The following is a 19,972-nucleotide window of genomic DNA, read 5'->3' as shown; positions in this document are numbered from 1 at the left end:
CCTCGGCCATACACAGTGCTGCGGGAGCCTGCAAACCGGACGCAGGCCTGAACTCGGCCCGCCTTGCGGGGTCATGGAGCGGCCCCCAGGCTGGACGCGTCCAGCACATGAGGCGATGAGAAAGGAGCGTTGTGAGCGGAAGTCTGCCGGCCTCGGAACAGCCGACGGCAGCGATGTCCGCCGAGGTGCGGCGATCACGCTCGACGCAGCGGGCGTCTCCCTGTCCGGGCTGCTGGCCGAGCCGGAGCGGAGTGCGCCCGGGCGACCGTGGTTGCCCTGCACGGCGGCGGTATGAGCGCGGGCTACTTCGACGGGCAGGCGCATCCCGACCTGTCCCTGCTCGCGTTGGGGGCGCGGCTCGGTTTCACCGTGCTCGCCCTGGACCGCCCCGGCTACGGCCACTCGGCCGCCCGGCTCCCGGACGGGCAGACGCTCGCCGAGCAGGCGGTGACGGTGAGCTCGGCGATCATGGAGTTCGGCGAGCGGTGTCCGACCGGTGCCGGTGTGCTGCTCGTGGGTCACTCGTACGGTGGAAAACTGGCCCTGCACCTGGCCGCCGACGGGTCCTCGAGAGCCTCCTCGCCGTGGACGTGGCCGGGATCGGCCACCGGTTCGCCGTCGACCCGGGCAGCCTCGCCCAACTGCACGGCGTACGGCAACGGCGCTTGAACTGGGGCCGTTGACGCTGTATCCGCCGGGCACCTTCCTGGCGAGCGGGCGGGTGGTGGCGCCGATGCCGCGCCGCGAGGCCGAGGGGGTCAGGGACTGGCCCCGGCTCTCCGACACCTTGCTGCCTCGGGTGGGGGTGCCGGTACGGCTGACCTTCGCCGAGCACGAGGCCTGGTGGCGCACCACCGACGACGACCTGGCCGACCTCGCCGGACGGTTCACGGCCGCGCCCCGCGTCCTGGTGGAGCGGCTGTCGGGCGCCGGGCACAACATCAGCCTGGGGTGGGCGGCACGGGCGTACCACCTGCGGGTGCTCGCCCACCTGGAGGAGACGCTGACGCCGCCGAGGCGGCTGCATTCAGGGGCGCGGTGTGAGTTCCCTGGAGGAGCGGCGGCCTCCGTGACGGCAGGGGAGCCTGTGCGGTCCGGGTCACGTCGGCGACCAGCTCGACAACGTCCGGGCCGTAGGCCTGTGAGTTGACGACCTTGAGCAGCAGGACGAAGGGCTTGGCGCCGTGCTTGCGGGCCAGCCGCTCATGGTTGCGGGCGAGATAGCGGGTAGCGGCCTGGTTGGTGATCGCGCGCTGCCCGCAGAAGAGGAACACCGGGCGTGCCTCGCGCCGCTCGCCGCGGTCAGCCGGGCCAGCAGCACGTACTCCGTGACACCGGCCTCCATGCGGTAGCGCTCGCTGCCGATCTGGAAGGCGCCCCGGTCCGGGCCCGGTTCCGGGTCGATGTTGACGCGCACGCCGGCAGCATGGCCGCCATATGGGCCAGCATGCGCCGGTTGGAACCGGGGCCGCCGATGCAGAACTCGGTGCGTTCGCCGAAGCCCTGCTGGACGTTGTCCTGGTCACCATCTGGCACGTTCGCTCCGCAGTCCTTGATCAATGCGGCGAGTTCCAGCAGGGCGAACACGTCGAACCGGTGGACCGCGGGCTCGGAGGCGGCCGGATCGCGGTTGACGACGAGCAGTGACTCGGAGTTCTTCGGCAGCCCGAGGAACTCCTGCTTGCGGCGGAGCTTCCGCTTCCACAGGTAGGTACGGGCGATCCAGCCCAGCCCGGCGCTGATGGCTGCCGCGATCACGCCCAGGACGATGTTGCGCACGTCGTCATTCATGGGCGCGCATGGTAGCGGGCGAAGAGAAACCGTGTTCGAGGTGATGTCTGCGCCCAGGTGTGTGATCCTGACGGGGCATGGCAATGGATTAGGCTGCGCGAACCGGTTCCTGACTGGAGGTGCGGATGCGTCGCCCTGTCGTGCGGAAACTGACGGTCCTGGCGGTGTCCGCCGCCGTGGTGTCGGTGGGGCCGCGGCGCCCCGGCCCCCACGACGGCACCGGCCGAGAAAGTCCGGTCGCCGTCGGCTACGGCGGTGCGGTCGCGAGCGTCGACGCGGACGCCTCCGCCGCCGGAATCGAGGTGCTGAGGAAGGCGGCAACGCCGTCGACGCGGCCGTCGCCACCGCCGCCGCCCTGGGCGTCACCGAGCCCTACTCCGCCGGCATCGGCGGAGGCGGCTACTTCGTCTACTACGACGCCAGGTCCCGCAGCGTGCAGACCATCGACGGCCGCGAGACCGCGCCGCTGACCGCCGACTCGGACCTCTTCCTGGAGAACGGCAAGCCGCTCGCCCTCGCCGACGCCGTCAGCAGCGGCCTCGGCGTCGGCACCCCGGGCACGCCCGCCACCTGGCGGACGGCGCTCGACAAGTGGGCAGCAAGCGGCTCGCCGCCCTGCTCGCGCCCGCCGAGCGGCTGGCCCGCGACGGCTTCACCGTCGACGCCACCTTCCGCGCGCAGACCGCCGCCAACGAGACCCGGTTCCGCTACTTCCCCGATACCGCCGAGCTGTTCCTGCCGAACGGTGAACTCCCCGTCGTCGGCTCCACCTTCAAGAACCCCGACCTCGCCCGCACCTACGCGGAGCTGGGCAGGAAGGGCGTCGGCGCGATCTACCGCGGCGACATCGGCGACGACATCGTCGACACCGTCAACAAGCCGCCGGTGGATCCGGCTTCGGGCTGGAACGCCCGACCCGGCGAACTGGCCGAGAAGGACCTGGCGGCCTACGACGCCAAGCTCCAGGCGCCCACGAAGACCACGTACCGCGGCCTCGGCGTCTACTCCATCGCCCCCTCCTCCTCCGCGGCACCACGTCGGCGAAGCCCTCAACATCCTGGAGAGCACCGACCTTTCGAAGGCGAGCGACATCCAGTACCTGCACCGCCACATCGAGGCGAGCCGGATCGCGTTCGCCGACCGCGGGCGCTGGCTCGGCGACCCCGCCTTCGAGGACGTACCGACGCAGGAACTGCTCTCCCAGCGCTATGCCGACTCCCGCGCGTGCCTGATCAAGGACGATGCCGTGCTCACCAGCCCGCTCGCGCCCGGCGACCCGCGCGACCCGGTGGCCTGTGCCACCGGTGGAAAGGCGGCGCCGACGACGTACGAGGGCGAGAACACCACCCATCTGACGGTGGCCGACAAGTGGGGCAACGTCGTCGCCTACACCCTCACCATCGAGCAGACCGGCGGCAGCGGCATCACGGTCCCCGGCCGCGGGTTCATCCTCAACAACGAGCTGACCGACTTCTCCTTCGCCCCGGCCGACCCGGCCGTGCATGACCCGAACCTGCCCGGTCCGGGCAAGCGGCCGCGGTCGTCGATCTCGCCGACGATCGTGCTCGACCGGCACAACAGGCCGGTGGTGGCGCTGGGTTCGCCCGGCGGCGCGACCATCATCACCACCGTGCTGCAGACCCTGACCGGCTTCCTCGACCGCGGGCTGCCGCTCGTCGACGCGATCGCCGCGCCGCGCGCAAGCCAGCGCAACCAGACCACCACCGAACTCGAACCGGGCCTGTACGACAGCCCGTTGAAGGCGCGGCTGGAGTCCATCGGGCACGGCTTCCGGCTCAACCCCGAGATCGGCGCGACCACGGCTGTGCAGCGGCTGCCGGACGGCAAGTGGCTGGCCGCCGCCGAGAAGGTACGGCGGGCGGCGGCTCGGCGATGGTGGTGCGGCCGGCGTCGTAGCGTTCACAGCTCGGGAGCGGGCGGCAAGTCCTCCGTACGGAAGGCGAGCCGCCCGTCCTCCATGTCCACGGTCACCCGGCCGCCCTCGCTGACACGGCCGTCCAGAAGCATCCGTGAGAGCTGGTTGTCAACCTCCCTCTGGATCGTGCGGCGCAGCGGGCGGGCGCCGTACTCGGGCTGGTACGCGCTCGGAGAGCCAGTCGACGGCCGCGTCGGTGAAGTCGACCGAGAGACGCCCTGGGCCGCAGCAGGCGGCGGGTCTTGTCAGCAGCAGGTTGGTGATCCGTTCCAACTGCTCGTGGGTCAGCTGGCGGAAGACGACGATCTCGTCGATGCGGTTGAGGAACTCGGGCCGGAAGTGCTGGCGGCGGCCGCAGGATCTGCTCCTGTCGCGCCTCCTCGTCGGCCTCGGCGTCGCCCTTTCCGAAGCCGATGCCGGCCCCGCCCGGGAGATCGCCTCGGAGCCGAGGTTGCTGGTCATCACGATGACCGTGTTGGTGAAGTCGACGGTGCGGCCCTGGGCGTCGGTCAGCCGGCCGTCGTCGAGGACCTGCAGGAGGATGTTGAAGACGTCCGGGTGCGCCTTCTCCACCTCGTCCAGGAGAAGCAGCGAGTACGGGTGCCGGCGGACGACCTCGGTGAGCTGACCGGCCTCCTCGTGCCCGACGTAGCCGGGCGGGGCGCCGATCAGACGGCTGACGGTGTGCCTTTCCTGGTACTCGCTCATGTCCAGGCGGACCATGCGCTCCTCGCTGCCGAACAACGCTTCGGCCAGCGCCCGGGCCAGTTCGGTCTTGCCGACGCCGGTCGGGCCGAGGAAGAGGAAGCTGCCGATCGGCCGGTCGGGGCTGGAGAGTCCGGCCCGGGAGCGCAGCACGGCGTCGGAGACGACGCGCACCGCCTCGTCCTGGCGACGACCCGCTCGTGCAGGTGCTCCTCCAGGCGAGCAGCCGGTCCTTCTCCTCCTCGGTGAGGCTGCTCACCGGGATGCCGGTCTGCCGTGAGACGACCTCCGCGATCGCTTCCGCGGTGACCTCCAGATGCTGGCCCTCGTCGACCTCCTCCTCGCCGCTGGCCTCCGCGATGCGCTGCTTCAACTCGACGATACGGTCGCGCAGTTGCGTCGCCTGCTCGTACTGTTCGTCGGCGACCGCCTGGTCCTTGTCCCGGGTCAGCTGCTCGACCTCGCGCTCCATGGTCCGTACGTCCGTGCCCTTCGTCCGGGCGCGCAGCCGTACCGGGCACCGGCCTGGTCGATCAGGTCGATCGCCTTGTCCGGCAGCCGGCGGTCGGTGAGATAGCGGTCGGACAGCTCCACGGCGGCGACGAGCGCCTCGTCGCTGTAGCGGACCTGGTGGTGGGCCTCGTAACGATCGCGCAGACCGCGCAGGATCTCGATCGCGTCCGCGGTGGTCGGCTCGGGCACCATGATCGGCTGGAAGCGGCGGGCCAGCGCCGCGTCCTTCTCGATCCGGCGGAACTCCTCCAGCGTGGTCGCGCCGACGATGTGCAGTTCGCCGCGGGCCAGGGCCGGCTTGAGGATGTTGCCGGCGTCCATGGACCCGCCTTCGCCGCCGCTCCGGCGCCCACGACGGTGTGCAACTCGTCGATGAAGACGATCAGTTGGTCCGAATGCGTGCGGATCTCGCCGACGATGTTGTTCAGCCGCTCCTCGAAGTCCCCCGGTAGCGGGTGCCGGCGACCACACCGGCCAGGTCCAGCGCGAAGACCCGGCGGCCACTGAGCACGTCGGGCACGTCGCCGTCGGCGATCCGCTGGGCCAGGCCCTCCACGATCGCGGTCTTGCCGACGCCCGCGTCGCCGATCAGCACCGGGTTGTTCTTGCCGCGCCGGGAAAGCACCTCGACGGTCTGCTCGATCTCCTCCTCCCGCCCGATCACCGGGTCGATACGGCCCTGGCGGGCGAGGTCGGTGAGGTCGCGGCCGTACTTGTCGAGCGTGGGGTGCCCGTGTCGACGCGCGGCCGTTGGTCGGTGCCGGGGCGTGGCTGGGTGGCGTCGGGGGTTTCGGGCGGCAGGCCGGAGGGGCGAAACGGGCCGCATTGAGGATGTGCCCGGCGGCCGAGTCGGGGTTCGCGGCGAGGGCGCTGAGCACGTGCTCCGGGCCGATGTAACCGGTGCCGCGCGCCCGGGCCAGGTCGTGCGCGTCCAGCAGGGCCCGCTTGGCGGCCGGCGTGAGGGAGAACGACGTCGGCGGCGGAGCCTCGCCCTGCGGGTGCTGGACCGGGCCCGACCGCTCGTCGATCTCCGTCGCCAGCGAGTCGGGGTCCGCGCCGGCCCGGCTGAGCAGGCTGCGGGTCGGTTCGGTGGCGAGGGCGGCCCGCAGCAGGTGCTGGGTGTCCAGATCACGGCTGCCGTGCTCGGCGGCGTACTGGGCGGCGCCGCGTACGAGTTCCCTGGCCGGCTGGCTGAGCAGCTGGCCGATGTTGATCTGGCGGGGGCCGGGGCGCGGGCCGCCGAAGAAGCGGGCCAGGAACTCGCCGAAGGGGTCTGAGTCGAAGCCTCGGGGCCGGGGAAGCCGCTGGTCATCTCAGTTCCGTTTCGCTGATCGACATGCCGGGGTGCACGAGTGCCCTTGCGCTGCGCGGCTATGCGTGGGGCGCTTCTAACACCCTGGCACGATCGGGGGTGGGCGGCATGTTCGGGCGCGTGCGGTCCGGGAGGGCGGTGATTGTCGGGCGGGTGCGGTTGGCGGGAGTTTGTCGCGCAGTTCCCCGCGCCCCTGGGGGACGTACCCCTGAGGGCGTTAATTCCTTGCCGTCAGGATGCGGGGGCCTGTCTCCGTGATCGCCACCGTGTGTTCCGCGTGGGCCGCGCGGGAGCCGTCGTTGGTGCGGAGGGTCCAGCCGTCGGGGGCCGCGTGGTAGTCGTCCTTGCCGCCGGCGATCAGCATCGGCTCGATGGCCAGGACCATGCCGTGGCGCAGGGGGAGGCCGCGGCCGGGGCGGCCCTCGTTCGGGACCGGGGGGTCCTCGTGCATGCGGCGGCCGATGCCGTGGCCGCCGAAGCCGTCCGGGATGCCGTAGCCGGCCGCGCGGCACACCGAGCCGATGGCGTGGGCGATGTCGCCGATGCGGTTGCCGACGACCGCCGCCTCGATGCCGGCGTTCAGGGCCCTCTCGGCGGTGTCGATCAGTCGTAGGTCGGCCGCGCGGGGCGTGCCCACGACAAAGCTGATCGCCGAGTCGCCGGCCCAGCCGTTCAGTTCGGCGCCGCAGTCGATGGAGACCAGGTCGCCGTCGCGCAGGCGGTGGCGGGTCGGGATGCCGTGCACGATCGCGTCGTTCACCGAGGCGCAGATGACGGCGGGAAAGGGTGTGGGTGCGAACGAAGGGCGGTAACCGAGGAAGGGGGAGGCCGCCCCGGCCTCGCGCAGCACCTCGCGGGCCACCTCGTCCAGCTCCAGCAGAGAGACGCCGACGTCCGCAGCCGCCCGTACGGCGGTCAGTGCCCGCCCGACGATCCGGCCCGCCTCGTGCATGGCGTCGATCGATGTGTCCGTCTTCAGCTCAACCATGCCAATTACTATACCGGTATTAGAATGACGGCATGGTACGCACCCCGTTGACCCCGGAAGAACGCGAACGCGGCGAGCGGCTCGGACGGCTGCTGCGTGAGGCCCGCGGCGGCCGCAGCATGGCGGACGTGGCGGCGCACGCGGGCATCTCCGCGGAGACGCTCCGCAAGATCGAGACCGGCCGTGCCCCGACACCGGCCTTCTTCACGGTGGCTGCGCTGGCCGGGGCCCTGGGTCTGTCGATGGACGAACTGGCCGGAGCGTGTGCACCGGCAGTGGCGTGATGTCACTGGCGGGGTCCGGATGATCTGAGGCTTCCGCGTCCCCTCTGAAAACTCCCCGTAGCGAGCCTGTAACACGGCTGGTGTTGTCTACGGAACCGGAGTGCTCCGGTCTTGCGGGGGTTGAGCGATGGCAGTGGATCAACTCCCCGGTCAGATACGGGAGTTCGTGAACTATCTGGACGGCCTGGTGGCTCGCCTGGATCAGGGCGGCGGGTGGTGTGCCGTGTTCTGGCAGCGCGACCCCGAGGGTATGCGGGCCTGCCTCGACGGGCGTGAAGTGCCGCCATGGGACGTCGTGGAGGCGTTGCTGCAGGACCTCGCCGCGGAGTACGGCCCCGGCGTTGCCGGCCCGGAGAAGGAGCAGGCCCGCTCCTTGCACGCCGCCGCACTCCTCGCGTACGACGCCACGCTCGGCGGCCGGGACGCCCTCGGGGACCGGCTCGACGTCATGCTCCGCGAGCAGCGCTACGCCGCCGAACGGATCGCCGAACTGGGGCGGTTGCTCCATACCGCCACCACCCGGCAGGACGCCGACGCCATCCGCCTGGACCTCGCCTGGGCCCGCGACGACCATGAACGCGCGACCGCACGGTGTGCCGAACTCCGGTCCCGTATGGAGGAGTTGGAGCGACGGGCGGTGGGCGGTCAGGTGCACGGGGGGCAGGCGATCCGGCCGCGGAACGCAGGGGAGGGCCCTGTGCTGCACGCCGGGAGCGACCCGTACGGCTCCCAGACCCCGACCCGCCGCAGCCGGCCTCGTCCCGCACTCCGCCTCCGGCCACCCGTCCCGCACTCCGCTCCGGCCACCCGGCCCCGCACTCCGTCTCCGGCCACCCGGCCCGCACTCCGTCTCCGGCCACCCGGCCCGCACTCCGTCTCCGGCCACCCGGCCCGCACTCCGTCTCCGGCCACCCGGCCCCCGCCCGTCTGCCCAGCCCACCGGCTTCGCCCCGGCGTCGCTGCCCCGCATTCCGTCCAGCCCGCAGCCCACCCCTTCGACAGACCCCACCACCCGCCGCCGCCCCCGCCGCCTGACCCCCCCCCCCCCCAAGCAGCGCAAACGCCGCCGTGGCAGCGCGCGCTTCGCCGGCATGGCCGAGGAAGAGGCCACTCCCTCCGTCGTACCGCCGGAGGCACCCGCGCCGGCCGCCGCTTCCGGTCGTACCCCGCGCGGAGCCCGCTTCGCGGGTGCCGCCGCCGAGCCGGCCGAGCGGTTGCAGCCGCAGGCCGAACCGCTGGACGCGGCGGCGCGGCGGGAGACCACCGGGATCGTCGAGACGCTGGTGCGGCTGCGCGGCGAGGGGCGCAGCGGTGAGGCGCACGTCCTGCTGGTCGAGGCCGCGTACTGGCCCGCCGCGCGCTTCCCGCTGCTCGCCGCCGAGATGGAGCGCGCCGGGCTCGGCGCCGACTGGGCGACGCTGCTGTGGGAGGCCGCCTCACTGCCCGCCGACCGGCTCGTCGCCGCCGCCGACGCACTGGCGGCGGCGGGTCGGACCGCCGACGGGGAGCAGATGCTCCGGCAGGGTGTGGCCCGGCCCGCCGCCGAGATCGGCCGGTCCGTGCTCGCCCTGGCCATCGAGGGCCGCCGCCGCGAGGTCCGTGCGCTGCTCGACGCCTACGTCCGCGTCCGCACCCCCGAGGAGGCGGCCCGCAGCGCCGAGCCGGACCCGCAGACCCTCGTACCGCTCCTGCTGGAGGCCGCGCAGGGCGTCTCCGACGACCGGCACTGGGATCTCGTGCACGCCCTCCGGGTGGCCGGGCTCACCTCCTGAGAACCCTGTCGATCACCCACAGGAGTGCGAAACGCGACCGACTCCGCGGGGTTGACGACGATGGTCTTGGCAAGGCCTTCACCGAGGCATACGTTCGTGCCTCTACGGCCTGCGTCTACGGGCGTAGAGGCGCTGACGTCCCGTCGAAGGAGCAGCTCATGGCGAACGTCGTCCGTGCCGCTCTGGTCCAGGCCGCCTGGACCGGCGACACCGAGTCCATGGTGGCGAAACACGAGGAGCACGCCCGCGAGGCAGCCCGGCAGGGCGCCAAGATCATCGGGTTCCAGGAAGTCTTCAACAGCCCCTACTTCTGTCAGGTCCAGGAGCCGGAGCACTACCGGTGGGCCGAGCCGGTGCCCGACGGGCCGACCGTGCGTCGTATGCAGGAACTCGCGCGCGAGACCGGCATGGTGATCGTCGTGCCGGTCTTCGAGGTCGAGCAGTCCGGTTTCTACTACAACACCGCGGCGGTGATCGACGCGGACGGCTCGTACCTCGGCAAGTACCGCAAGCACCACATCCCGCAGGTGAAGGGTTTCTGGGAGAAGTACTACTTCAAGCCCGGAAACCTCGGCTGGCCCGTCTTCGACACCGCTGTCGGCAAGGTCGGCGTCTACATCTGCTACGACCGCCACTTCCCGGAGGGCTGGCGGCAACTCGGGCTAAACGGCGCCCAGTTGGTGTACAACCCGTCCGCCACGCACCGCGGTCTGTCGGCCTACCTGTGGCGGCTGGAGCAGCCTGCCGCCGCCGTCGCCAACGAGTACTTCATCGCCGCCATCAACCGGGTCGGTGTCGAGGAGTACGGCGACAACGACTTCTACGGCACGAGCTACTTCGTCGACCCGCGAGGGCAGTTCGTGGGGGAGGTCGCCGGCGACAAGAGCGAGGAACTCCTCGTCCGTGACCTCGACTTCGACGTCATCGAAGAGGTGCGGCAGCAGTGGGCCTTCTACCGCGACCGCCGCCCCGACGCCTACGAAGGGCTGGTACAGCCGTGACCAAGGACCTGCTGGGCCGCCACCGGGCCGTGCTGCCCGACTGGCTCGCCCTCTACTACGACGACCCGATCGAGATCACCCACGGCGAGGGCCGGCACGTCTGGGACGCCGCCGGAAACAAGTATCTCGACTTCTTCGGCGGCATCCTCACCACCATGACCGCGCACGCCCTGCCCGAGGTCACCAAGGCGGTGAACGAGCAGGCCGGGCGCATCATCCACTCCTCCACGCTCTACCTCAACCGGCCGATGGTCGAACTCGCCGAGCGCATCGCCCAGTTGAGCGGCATCCCGGATGCCCGTGTCTTCTTCACCACCTCCGGCACGGAGGCCAACGACACCGCCCTGCTGCTGGCCACCACCTGTCGCCGCAGCAACACCGTCCTCGCCATGCGCAACAGTTACCACGGCCGCTCCTTCAGCGCCGTCGGCATCACCGGCAACCGCGGCTGGTCGCCGACCTCGCTGTCCCCGCTGCAGACGCTGTACGTCCACGGCGGCATCCGCACGCGCGGCCCGTACGCCTCGCTCAGCGACGCCGAGTTCATCGCGGCCTGCGTCGAGGACCTGAAGGACCTGCTCGGGCACACCCGCCCGCCCGCCGCCCTGATCGCCGAGCCCATCCAGGGCGTCGGCGGCTTCACCTCACCGCCGGACGGTCTGTACGCGGCCTTCCGCGAGGTCCTGAACGAGCGCGGCATCCTCTGGATCGCCGACGAGGTGCAGACCGGCTGGGGCCGCACCGGCGAGCACTTCTGGGGCTGGCAGGCACACGACCGCAGTGGCCCGCCGGACATGGTCACCTTCGCCAAGGGCATCGGCAACGGCATGTCCATCGGCGGGGTCGTCGCCCGCGCCGAGATCATGAACTGCCTGGACGCCAACAGCATCTCGACCTTCGGCGGCACCCAGATCACCATGGCGGCCGGCCTCGCCAACCTCATGTACCTGCTGGAACACGACCTCCAGGGCAACGCCCGGCGGGTCGGCGGGCTGCTCATCGAACGGCTGCGGGCGGTCGCCGCGCAGGTACCGGCCGTCCGGGAGGTACGCGGGCGCGGACTGATGATCGGCATCGAGATCGTGCGGCCCGGGACGGACGAGGCCGACCCGCAGGCCGCGTCCGCCGTGCTGGAGGCGGCCCGCGCGTCCGGGCTGCTCATCGGCAAGGGCGGCGGTCACAACACCAGCGCCCTGCGTATCGCCCCGCCGCTGTCCCTGACCGTCGCGGAGGCCGAGGAGGGCGCCGCGATCCTCGAACGCGCTCTGAGGAGCATCAGCTAGCACCAGGCCGAACAAGGGAACACCGCCATGTCCACCACCACCTCGGGGTCCATCGGCTCGCTGGAGTCGGCCCTGTCGGTCCGCCAGGTCCTCGCCCTGGAACGGGTGCTCGCAGGGGAGCCCGAGGTGGTGGCCGGCGCCGGGCAGCTCGACCGGCCCGTGCGCTGGGTGCATGTCGCCGAGGCCGCGGACGTCGGGGTCATGCTCAGCGGCGGGGAGATGGTGCTCACCACCGGGGTGCTGCTCGCCGGCGACGTCACCAAGCAGGCCGAGTACATCCACTCACTGCACCGCGCGGAGGCCGCAGCCGTCGTCCTCGGACTCGGCCGTGCCTTCCCGGCACCGCCGGACGTCATGCGGCGCGCGGCCGAGCGCTGCGGGCTGCCGATGGTGGTGCTGCACCGGCCCTTCCCCTTCGCCGAGCTGACCGAGGAGGTCCAGTCCCGGCTGGTCCGGCGGAAGTTCGCCGCCGTCAGCCTGTCGGAGGCGGTACGGACCGCGCTCACCGGACTGATCACCGCAGGAGCCCCGCTGCAACGGCTGCTCGACGAGGTCGCCCAGCACAGCGCCTGCCCGGTCGTCGTCACCAACCTCGCCCACCGCGTCCTGGCCACGGCGGGGGAGCGGTCGGCGGTGGACGACGTGCTGCGCGACTGGGAGCGGATCTCCCGGCAGGCCGGCGGCCGCGAGGGCGACGGATGGATCCGCGCCGAGCTGGGCGGACGCGGGGAACGCTGGGGCCGGATCGTGCTGTGCGGCTACCGCGGCGACACCGCGACCGGGCGGCTGCTCGCCGACCGCGCCGCCGAGGCCCTCGTCCTGCACCGCATGCTCGGCGGCAACGCGGGCGGCTCCTGGGAGGAGCAGTCCGCGCAGAGCCTGCTGACCGACCTGGTCAGCGGGGTCGTACCGGCCCGGCAGCTGCTGCCACGCGCGCGTGCCGCCGGACTGCCGGTCAACCGGCGCACCTTCGTGCCCCTCGTCGTACGCGACGGCGACGCCGCCCAGCTGGACCGGGTGCTGCGCCTGCTGGGGATGGCCGGGCTCGTCGCCGAGCTCGCCGACGGAGCCACCGCCGTGCTGCTGAGCCTCGCCCGGGACCAGGACACGGAGGCGCTCACGGCGCACTTCGCGGCCCGGCTGCGCTCGGAGTCCGGGGCGGCCTCGACCACAGTGGCCGCAGCCGATGCCCGCACCGCCTGGGACGACGTGCCCGCGGGCCTGCGCGAGGCGCGGCATGTCGCCGACGCCGTGGCCGACTCCTCCGCCGCCCTCGACCTCCCGGCCGTCGTACGCCTGAGGGACGTACATCTGCGGGGACTGATCCGGCTGCTGCGGGACGATCCGCATGTGCAGTCCTTCGCGGAACGGGAGCTGGACGGGCTGCTGTGCGGCGGCGAGGAGGATCTGCTGGCGGTGCTGCGGACGTATCTCGCCACCGGCCGCAACAAGTCCCGCACCGCCCAGCTCCACCACGTCTCCCGGCCGGCGCTCTACCGCCGCCTGGAGGCGATACAGGCCCGGCTGCGCGTCGACCTGGACGACTTCGAGCAGGCGGCCTCGGTGCACATCGCGCTCCTCGCGCACGACGCGCAACAGGGGTGACCGGGCGATGCGCAACAGGGGTGGACACAGCACTGCGAAACAGCGGGGAAACACGGTACGACCTGGGAAAACGGCGGTGAAACATGGGCTCACCTCGGGATGACACCGTGGCACGCCGGGTGCCCGCAGACGTGACACGATGCAACTCAAAGAGGACCACCCGACTTCCTAGGCTCACCGCACACCGAGCTACCGGAGGTCCCGATGAGCAGAGTGATCCGCGCCGCCGTCTTCCAGACCGCCTGGACCGGCGACAAGGAGTCGATGATCCAGGTGCACGAGCAGGCCGTGCGCGACGCCGCCGCGCAGGGTGCTCAGGTCCTGTGCTTCCAGGAGCTGTTCTACGGGCCGTACTTCTGTCAGGTCCAGGACCCGGCCTTCTACGAGTACGCCGAGCAGATCCCCGAGGGCCCCATCGTCCGGCGCTTCCAGGCGCTGGCCCGGGAACTGGGCATCGTTCTCGTCCTGCCGATGTACGAGGAGGAGCAGCCCGGCGTCCTCTACAACACCGCGGCCGTGATCGACGCGGACGGCTCGTACCTCGGCAAGTACCGCAAGACCCACATTCCGCAGGTGAAGGGTTTCTGGGAGAAGTTCTACTTCCGGCCCGGGAACAGCGGCTGGCCGGTTTTCGACACCGCGGTCGGAAAGATCGGCGTCTACATCTGCTACGACCGTCACTTCCCGGAGGGCTGGCGCGCGCTCGGCCTCGCGGGCGCCGAGATCGTCTTCAACCCGTCGGCCACCTCGCGCGGACTCTCCGGCTACCTGTGGCAGCTGGAACAGCCGGCGGCCGCCGTCGCCAACGAGTACTTCGTCGGCGCGATCAACCGGGTCGGGGTCGAGGAGTACGGCGACAACGACTTCTACGGGACGTCGTACTTCGTCGACCCGGAGGCACAGTTCGTCGGCGAGGTCGCGAGCGACAAGGAGACCGAACTGATCGTGAGGGACCTGGACATGGCGAAGCTGCGAGAGGTCAGGGACCGCTGGCAGTTCTACAGGGACAGGGCGCCGGGGGCGTACTCGCCACTGACGGCGCCCTGAGGGGCAGCGCCCTAGGGGTGCGGGGAACTGCGCGACCAGCCACACACGACCGGCAGATTCACACCGCGAGGAGCGACCGATGAGCCGTACAGTGATCCGCGGCGGCCTAGTTGTCACCGCGTCCGACGAGATCCACGCCGACGTCCTGATCGAGGACGGCCGTATCGCCGCCCTCGCCGCCTCCGGCACCCCGGCCGCCGAGGCCTGGACGGCCGAGCGGGTCATCGACGCCGCCGGGAAGTACGTCATCCCGGGCGGCGTCGATGCCCACACCCACATGGAGCTGCCGTTCGGCGGTACCTCCGCCTCCGACACCTTCGAGACCGGCACCCGGGCCGCCGCCTGGGGCGGCACGACCACGATCGTCGACTTCGCCGTGCAGAGCGTCGGCCACACCCTGCGCGAGGGCCTGGATGCCTGGCACGCCAAGGCCGAGGGCAACTGTGCCATCGACTACGGCTTCCACATGATCGTCTCCGATGTGAACCAGGAGACGCTCAAGGAGATGGACCTGCTCGTGGAGGAGGGAGTGACCTCCTTCAAGCAGTTCATGGCGTATCCGGGCGTCTTCTACAGCGACGACGGCCAGATTCTGCGTGCCATGCAGCGCTCCGCCGAGAACGGCGGGCTGATCATGATGCACGCGGAGAACGGCATCGCGATCGATGTCCTGGTCGAGCAGGCACTGGCCCGCGGGGAGACGGATCCCCGCTACCACGGAGAAGTGCGGAAGGCGTTGCTGGAGGCCGAGGCCACCCATCGCGCCATCCGGCTCGCACAGGTCGCCGGGGCGCCCCTGTACGTCGTGCACGTCTCGGCGACGGAGGCAGTCGCCGAGCTGGCCAGGGCACGCGACGAGGGGCTCAACGTCTTCGGTGAGACCTGCCCGCAGTATCTGTTCCTGTCGACCGACAACCTCGCAGAACCCGACTTCGAGGGCGCGAAGTACGTGTGCAGCACTCCTTTGCGGCCGCGCGAACACCAGGCGCAGTTGTGGAAGGGGCTCAGGACCAACGACCTCCAGGTCGTCTCCACCGACCACTGCCCCTTCTGCTTCACCGGCCAGAAGGAGCTGGGCCGCGGCGACTTCTCCAAGATCCCCAACGGGCTGCCGGGCGTGGAGAACCGTATGGACCTGCTCCACCAGGCCGTCGTCGACGGGCACATCTCGCGCCGCCGCTGGATCGAGATCGCCTGCGCCACACCGGCCCGGATGTTCGGCATGTACCCGAAGAAGGGCACCATCGCCCCGGGCGCCGACGCCGACGTCGTCATCTACGACCCGCACGCCGAGCAGGTCATGTCGGCCGACACGCACCACATGAACGTCGACTACTCGGCGTACGAGGGCAAACGCGTCACCGGCCGTGTCGAGACCGTCCTCTCGCGCGGCGAACCCGTCATCACCGAGCGGGAGTACACCGGGCACGCCGGGCACGGCGTCCACATCCCCCGCTCCACCTGTCAGTACCTCAACTAGGAAGGGGGCGATGGACGCCATGGATTTTGGACTCGTCCTGCAGACCGACCCGCCCGCCTCACGGGTCGTCTCCCTGATGAAGCGCGCCGAACGCAACGGCTTCACGCACGGCTGGACCTTCGACTCCGCCGTGCTCTGGCAGGAACCGTTCGTGATCTACAGTCAGATCCTGGCCAACACCAGCACGTTGAAGGTCGGGCCCATGGTCACCAACCCGGGCACCCGCACCTGGGAGGTCACCGCCTCCACCTTCGCCACCCTCAACGACATGTTCGGCAACCGCACCGTCTGCGGCATCGGCCGCGGCGACTCCGCCATGCGCGTGGCCGGCCGCAAGCCCAACACCCTGGCCCGGATCAGCGAGGCGATGAAGGTGATCCGCGCGCTGGGCAGCGGCGGAGACGCCGACCTCGGCGGCACGGTGATCCGGTTCCCGTGGATCGAACCCGGCGCCCAGCTCCCCGTCTGGATGGCCGCGTACGGCCCCAAGGCCCTGAAGCTGACCGGCGAGGAGGCCGACGGGTTCATCCTGCAGCTCGCCGACCTCTATCTCACCGAGTACATGGTCAAGGCGGTCAAGGACGCGGCCGTCGCCGCCGGACGCGATCCGTCCGAGGTGACGATCTGCGTCGCCGCGCCCGCCTACGTCACCGAGGACGACTCGCCCGAGGCGCTCGCCCACGCGCGTGAGCAGTGCCGCTGGTTCGGCGGGATGGTCGGCAACCATGTCGCCGACCTGGTCGCCAAGTACGGCGAGCATTCCGCCGCCGTACCGGACGAACTCACCGACTACATCAAGGCCCGCGAGGGTTACGACTACTCGCACCACGGGCGCAGCGGCAACCCGGACACCCGGTTCGTGCCGGACGAGATCGTCGACCGGTTCTGCATCATCGGACCGGTCGAGAAGCACATCGAGAAGCTGAACGCCCTGCGCGAACTGGGCGTCGACCAGTTCGCGGTGTACGACATGCACGACGCGCAGGAAACGGTGATCGACGCGTACGGCGCGCGGATCATCCCCGCGGTCAACGCCGCCTGATCGCCCGGACCCGACCCACCCCCACCTTGTCTCCCCTCCCCACCTCCCCGGGGAGGGGCCCAAGGCCCGCCCCGCACGGCCTCTCCTGTCCCCCTTTGTCGATTGGCCTGCCCATGACCGAAACAGTCCCCACGGGGTCGCCCGCCGCCCAGACCGTCGACGCCGACGGCCGGACAGAGCTCGCCCCCGAGGCCTACCCCGCCAACAGCCCCTTCGCCAACGAGGACCTGCGTCCCGTCCCGGTCGCCGAGCGCACGTGGACGACGTACAACTTCGCGGCGCTGTGGATCTCCATGGCCCACTGCATCCCCAGCTGGACCCTGGCCTCCGGCCTGGTCGCACTCGGCATGGACTGGAAGCAGGCGGTCTTCACCATCGCTCTCGCCAACGTCATCGTGCTGCTGCCGATGCTGGCCACGGGCCACGCCGGCCCCAAGTACGGCATTCCGTTCCCGGTCCTCGCCCGGGCCTCCTTCGGGCTGCGCGGCGCCAACATACCGGCGCTGATCCGTGCGGCCGTGGCCTGCGGCTGGTTCGGTATCCAGACCTGGATCGGCGGCAGCGGCATCTTCGCACTGGGCTCCAAGCTCACCGGCGGTGAGTGGGAGAAGGCCGGGCAGATCGCCGGCAACCCATGGCCGCTGTGGCTCTGTTTCCTCCTCTTCTGGGCCGTGCAGATCGCCATCATCCACCGCGGTATGGACTTCCTGCGCCACTTCGAGAACTGGGCCGCGCCCTTCGTCATCGTCGGCGCCTTCGTGCTGCTGATCTGGATCGCCGTCCAGGCCGACGGATTCGGCGAGTTGCTGTCGCAGCCCTCCAAGCTCGGCTGGGGCGCGGACTTCTGGCCGGTCTTCTTCCCGTCCCTGATGGGCATGATCGGCTTCTGGGCCACCCTGTCCCTCAACATCCCCGACTTCACCCGCTTCGGCGCCAGCCAGCGCGCCCAGACCTGGGGCCAGTCCCTGGGCCTGCCCACCACGATGACCCTCTTCGCGATCCTCGCCGTACTGGTCACCTCCGGCTCCGAGGTCGTCTACGGCGAGGCGATCTGGGACCCGGTCACCCTCGCGGCCAAGGCGGACAACGTCTTCGGTCTGCTCTTCGCGCTCATCACGGTGCTGGTCGCCACCATTTCCGTGAACATCGCGGCGAACGTGGTCTCGCCCGCGTACGACCTGGCCAACCTCGCGCCGAAGTTCATCAACTTCCGTACGGGCGCGCTCATCACGGGCGTCGTCGGCATCCTGATCTTCCCGTGGAAGCTGATCTCCACGCCCGAGTTCTACATCTTCACCTGGCTCGGTGTGGTCGGCGGTCTGCTCGGCACGGTCGCGGGCATCCTCATCGCCGACTACTGGATCGTCCGCCGTACGGTCCTGCACCTGGCGGACCTGTACACGCCCGGTGGGCGCTACTGGTACTCCGCCGGCTGGAACTGGCGGGCCATCGTGGCCTTCGTGGTCGGCGGTGTCCTGGCCGTCGGCGGCTCGTACTCGACCGTGGGCGCGGACGGCACGAAGTCGGGTCCGTTCCCGGCCGACGGGCTGATCCCGTTCCTCAAGCCGCTCGCCGACTACGGCTGGGCGGTGGGGCTGGCCGCCTCGCTGCTGTTGTACGTCGCGCTGATGCTGCCACGGGAGCGGACCGCTTCCTGAGGCCTCGCCTCTCGGAGGGCGGCCGGCTCTACCGGCCGTCCTCCAGGGCCGCCACCGCCTCTTTGGCGGCCTTGATGGCGCCCTTGTTGATCTCGTCCGTGCTGGGCGCCTCCTTCGACTCGAAGTCGGAGCCGTTGTACGTGATGACCAGCAGCGCGTTGGCGGCGCGCACCAGCACCACACCCTCGCGCGTCTTCTGGTCGTCCTCGGTGGTGAGGTTCACGACGGAGTAGGCCGCGTCGCCGAGGCCGGGCACCTCGCCGCCGCCGCTCTTCTCCTTGACCCGCTCCTTGTACTTCTTCGCCGCGTCGTCGTCGGAGCCGCTGATCTCGAAGGAGACGTCGAGCCAGCGGTAGTCGTAGCCACTGAGCGCGTTCCACGAGCAGGTGCGGCGGACCGACTTGTCCGTCGAGGCGATCTCCTTCCCGGCCGCCTTGGCATCCGGCACCAGCGACGTGATCGTCTTCTTGGCCAGGCTGGTGCAGGGCGCCGGGGCGGAGGTGTACGTCTTCGGCGCGGCGGTCGTGGACGGCGCGGAGGCGGACTGGGTCCCGGTCTTGCCGGTCGCCCGGTCCTGGGCGGCCGGCGCCGACGAGTCCGGGCCCGAACTGAGGGCCCAGCCCGCACAGGCGAGCACGGCGACCGGAGTCAGGCGCGCGGTGAGAGCGAGCGGCAGAGGAAGAGAACGCACGGCGCACTTCTCGTGGGGGACGGTGCGGAGGGGTCCGCACAGCGGACGGGACGCCAGTGTCACACGAGTCCCTGTGAGGCGAAAGTGCCAACTCGCTCCGTGCCTGCGCGGTAACTCGCCTGTAGCGCTGATGCGTTGAGTGTCCCGTTATGTCCGTCACTTGGTGACCTCCACGCCGACTCGGCTGCGGTGTGCGCTTCGGCGCGCCGGCCGCAGCGGCTCACCCTGGCAAGGCCCGCCCGCCGGACGGCGTGCCGATCCGTCAGATCCTCGCCTCGACGGCTCAGCTCCGATTGTCCCGCAGCAGGGCAGCCGCTTCGGCCGCCTCTGCCGTGACGTGGGCGGCCGCACGAGCGGCCCGTCCGGTCACCCGCCAGGCGAGCATGCTCAGCGCGGTAGCGGGGGCGGGAGGAAAGACGCCGAGCCGGCCCAGCATCGTGAGGTCGTCGCGCACCGCTTCGTGTCCGACCACCTTGCCGTCACGGATGTCGAGCACATGGATCTGTTCGATGTCGATTTCGCGCCCCGTGGGGGGTATGGCCTGGTCGAGGGCGCCGTCGCGGAAGCGGACGAACGGGCCGGTGTGGCGGCCCTGCATGCGCAGCCGGACCCAGACCTGGTCATCGTTGCCGACGACACCGATCACGGGGAGGCGCAAGTCGGTGAAGGCGAACCGCAACCATGCACTCGAGGCGAGAACCGCTGTCGGCCCGGGGAGCGAACAGGCCGGGGGTGATACGACCGCTTCGCGGTTGTGGAAGTCCTCGCCGACCACATCGACAGCCAGTGCCGGATCACCCGTCTCGAGGATCCGGAAGAGTCCATGGGCCAGCTCCGTGGCGTCCGTTCCCATTGCGTTCATGC

At 70.8% G+C, this 19,972-nt stretch carries 15 protein-coding genes and 6 pseudogenes; 11 read left to right on the top strand and 10 right to left on the bottom strand.

The window, feature by feature from the left end; genetic code table 11:
• Nucleotides 1-115 precede the first annotated feature (115 nt).
• A pseudogene (locus StrepF001_RS24595) lies at nt 116-1,150 on the top strand (alpha/beta fold hydrolase).
• Here StrepF001_RS24595 and StrepF001_RS24590 read toward each other — a convergent pair.
• Nucleotides 1,071-1,791 (bottom strand): annotated as a pseudogene (locus StrepF001_RS24590) (hypothetical protein); the annotation flags it as partial. The pseudogenes StrepF001_RS24595 and StrepF001_RS24590 sit on opposite strands and share 80 nt — an antisense overlap.
• A 125-nt stretch (nt 1,792-1,916) precedes the next feature.
• On the opposite strand from StrepF001_RS24590, the pseudogene ggt reads away from it, so the two are divergent.
• Nucleotides 1,917-3,708 (top strand): annotated as a pseudogene (gene ggt / locus StrepF001_RS24585) (gamma-glutamyltransferase).
• 3 nt (nt 3,709-3,711) lie between these two features.
• Here ggt and StrepF001_RS48260 read toward each other — a convergent pair.
• From StrepF001_RS48260 to map, 7 genes and pseudogenes are all read right to left on the bottom strand, one after another.
• Nucleotides 3,712-3,852, bottom strand: a complete 141-nt coding sequence (locus tag StrepF001_RS48260) for a hypothetical protein (RefSeq protein ID WP_240797669.1) — start codon at nt 3,850-3,852, stop codon at nt 3,712-3,714.
• Nucleotides 3,836-4,606, bottom strand: a complete 771-nt coding sequence (locus StrepF001_RS48255; RefSeq protein ID WP_240797660.1) for an AAA family ATPase — start codon at nt 4,604-4,606, stop codon at nt 3,836-3,838. Before StrepF001_RS48255 ends, StrepF001_RS48260 begins: the two co-directional genes overlap by 17 nt.
• Nucleotides 4,607-4,845: 239 nt before the next feature.
• Nucleotides 4,846-4,904 (bottom strand): annotated as a pseudogene (locus tag StrepF001_RS48250) (hypothetical protein); the annotation flags it as partial.
• Entirely contained in the window at nt 4,880-5,266 is a 387-nt protein-coding gene (locus StrepF001_RS48245) for a hypothetical protein (protein WP_240797659.1), read from the bottom strand. The pseudogene StrepF001_RS48250 and the gene StrepF001_RS48245, both read right to left, overlap by 25 nt.
• Before the next feature lie 103 nt (nt 5,267-5,369).
• Nucleotides 5,370-5,771 carry a hypothetical protein gene (locus StrepF001_RS48240; RefSeq protein ID WP_240797658.1) on the bottom strand — a complete coding sequence of 134 codons (402 nt, stop codon included), beginning with the start codon at nt 5,769-5,771 and terminating at the stop codon, nt 5,370-5,372.
• Nucleotides 5,772-5,811: 40 nt separating this feature from the next.
• Nucleotides 5,812-6,054, bottom strand: a pseudogene (locus tag StrepF001_RS48235) (Clp protease N-terminal domain-containing protein); the annotation flags it as partial.
• Nucleotides 6,055-6,474: 420 nt separating this feature from the next.
• On the bottom strand, nt 6,475-7,245 hold the full coding sequence (map, locus tag StrepF001_RS24575; RefSeq protein WP_129800371.1) for a type I methionyl aminopeptidase: 771 nt from the start codon (nt 7,243-7,245) through the stop codon (nt 6,475-6,477).
• 32 nt (nt 7,246-7,277) lie between these two features.
• On the opposite strand from map, the gene StrepF001_RS24570 reads away from it, so the two are divergent.
• The 9 genes and pseudogenes from StrepF001_RS24570 (at nt 7,278) to StrepF001_RS24530 (ending at nt 18,417) form a co-directional block, all read left to right on the top strand.
• Nucleotides 7,278-7,529: a helix-turn-helix transcriptional regulator gene (locus tag StrepF001_RS24570; RefSeq protein WP_129800370.1), complete on the top strand. Its 252-nt coding sequence runs from the start codon at nt 7,278-7,280 to the stop codon at nt 7,527-7,529.
• Nucleotides 7,530-7,702: 173 nt separating this feature from the next.
• Nucleotides 7,703-9,301 (top strand): annotated as a pseudogene (locus StrepF001_RS24565) (hypothetical protein); the annotation flags it as partial.
• 158 nt (nt 9,302-9,459) lie between these two features.
• Nucleotides 9,460-10,302: a nitrilase-related carbon-nitrogen hydrolase gene (locus tag StrepF001_RS24560; protein ID WP_129800369.1), complete on the top strand. Its 843-nt coding sequence runs from the start codon at nt 9,460-9,462 to the stop codon at nt 10,300-10,302.
• On the top strand, nt 10,299-11,585 hold the full coding sequence (locus tag StrepF001_RS24555; protein WP_129800368.1) for an aspartate aminotransferase family protein: 1,287 nt from the start codon (nt 10,299-10,301) through the stop codon (nt 11,583-11,585). Before StrepF001_RS24560 ends, StrepF001_RS24555 begins: the two co-directional genes overlap by 4 nt.
• A gap of 27 nt (nt 11,586-11,612) precedes the next feature.
• Complete coding sequence (locus StrepF001_RS24550; protein WP_129800367.1) at nt 11,613-13,190, top strand: PucR family transcriptional regulator; 1,578 nt, start codon at nt 11,613-11,615, stop codon at nt 13,188-13,190.
• A gap of 204 nt (nt 13,191-13,394) precedes the next feature.
• Nucleotides 13,395-14,237, top strand: coding sequence for a nitrilase-related carbon-nitrogen hydrolase (locus StrepF001_RS24545; protein ID WP_129800366.1), 843 nt, complete (start codon nt 13,395-13,397; stop codon nt 14,235-14,237).
• 79 nt (nt 14,238-14,316) lie between these two features.
• Entirely contained in the window at nt 14,317-15,717 is a 1,401-nt protein-coding gene (hydA, locus tag StrepF001_RS24540; RefSeq protein ID WP_129800365.1) for a dihydropyrimidinase, read from the top strand.
• 19 nt (nt 15,718-15,736) lie between these two features.
• The gene (locus StrepF001_RS24535) at nt 15,737-16,759 is read left to right on the top strand and encodes a TIGR03842 family LLM class F420-dependent oxidoreductase (RefSeq protein ID WP_129800405.1); all 1,023 of its coding nucleotides are present in this window, start codon (nt 15,737-15,739) and stop codon (nt 16,757-16,759) included.
• 113 nt (nt 16,760-16,872) lie between these two features.
• Nucleotides 16,873-18,417: an NCS1 family nucleobase:cation symporter-1 gene (locus StrepF001_RS24530; protein WP_129800364.1), complete on the top strand. Its 1,545-nt coding sequence runs from the start codon at nt 16,873-16,875 to the stop codon at nt 18,415-18,417.
• A 28-nt stretch (nt 18,418-18,445) separates the two neighbouring features.
• On the opposite strand, the gene StrepF001_RS24525 is transcribed toward StrepF001_RS24530, so the two are convergent.
• Nucleotides 18,446-19,108 carry a hypothetical protein gene (locus StrepF001_RS24525; RefSeq protein ID WP_129800363.1) on the bottom strand — a complete coding sequence of 221 codons (663 nt, stop codon included), beginning with the start codon at nt 19,106-19,108 and terminating at the stop codon, nt 18,446-18,448.
• Between the two features lie 283 nt (nt 19,109-19,391).
• On the bottom strand, nt 19,392-19,970 hold the full coding sequence (locus tag StrepF001_RS24520; protein WP_240797657.1) for an ester cyclase: 579 nt from the start codon (nt 19,968-19,970) through the stop codon (nt 19,392-19,394).
• Nucleotides 19,971-19,972 lie beyond the last annotated feature (2 nt).

This window comes from Streptomyces sp. F001 (assembly GCF_004187715.1).
Lineage (GTDB): Bacteria > Actinomycetota > Actinomycetes > Streptomycetales > Streptomycetaceae > Streptomyces > Streptomyces flavusporus.
The sequence above is the reverse complement of the archived record's forward strand: the minus strand, read 5'-3'. Positions and strand labels throughout refer to the sequence as shown.